Source organism: Psychrobacter sp. 1U2 (assembly GCF_051847575.1).
Genome location: NZ_JBPYDC010000711.1, coordinates 1 through 884, shown reverse-complemented (window position 1 = coordinate 884; position 884 = coordinate 1). Strand labels below are relative to the sequence as shown.

The 884-nt window shown below is 33.9% G+C and carries 1 pseudogene; it reads right to left on the bottom strand.

Annotation, left to right across the window (positions count from 1 at the left end):
• Positions 1–522, bottom strand: a pseudogene (locus ACS8FD_RS18250) (adenylate/guanylate cyclase domain-containing protein); the annotation flags it as partial.
• Positions 523–884 lie beyond the last annotated feature (362 nt).

Genomic DNA, 884 nt, shown 5'->3' with positions numbered 1-884 from the left:
AGTATTAAGTCGTCCCTTTGTCTTCTCTGCCGTGTTTTCGTAACTCAAATATTTATGATAAATCTCCCAAAACTGACAGCATATAGTAATAATACTAGCTAGTAATACAATGGGTGATATAAAGTCATCATTGCAAACCATCATATCGCTATTTAGCATGGTACTGACGTAATAAAACATGACAGTAATAACGATCGAAACAATAATCAGCTTAAGTCGATTTTCAGGCTCACTTAAGATGATTCGAATACCGATCAATAATGACAAACTCAGTGATAAGATGGTACAAAACTGCATACTTCCAATGACTGTTGACAATAGCATTACAACGATATTGGATGTCCAAAAGCTTGGTTGACGCCGGTAGTTGTAAATTAAAATCATTAGACTTGGTAGGCTTACAATTGTAAACAATACCATTGAAATAGAATTAAACTCAAAATGCATAGCGACCAGCACTACAGTAAGCAGTAGGACGAATATCTCTGGATAGTCAAACCGAGCATATTCTTGATTTTTCAATAAAGTCGATGATTTCAATCTACCTAAAAGAGGCATACTTGACAGTCGCTTAGATTAAGACAAGCTAAAAAAGCTTAGAAGAGTGAGTGTTAAATTTTATAATAAAATAGAGAGGAATACAGCTGGTTGATTGGCGGTAATGATCTATGTAGATGTTGTATAAGTTACTAGTAACGTACATTGCTAAAAATGAACAACAGTTAATCAATACTATTCATCCTAGATACCGTTTAACATTACTCAGTAGTGTCAGTAGTTGACGTTCTGGTTATAACGTAAGAAACAGTACAACGCAAAAAATATAAACGTAACCATTCGCCAAGTACTGTATCTAACATTGTATCTAACTGTTGATTAACAAC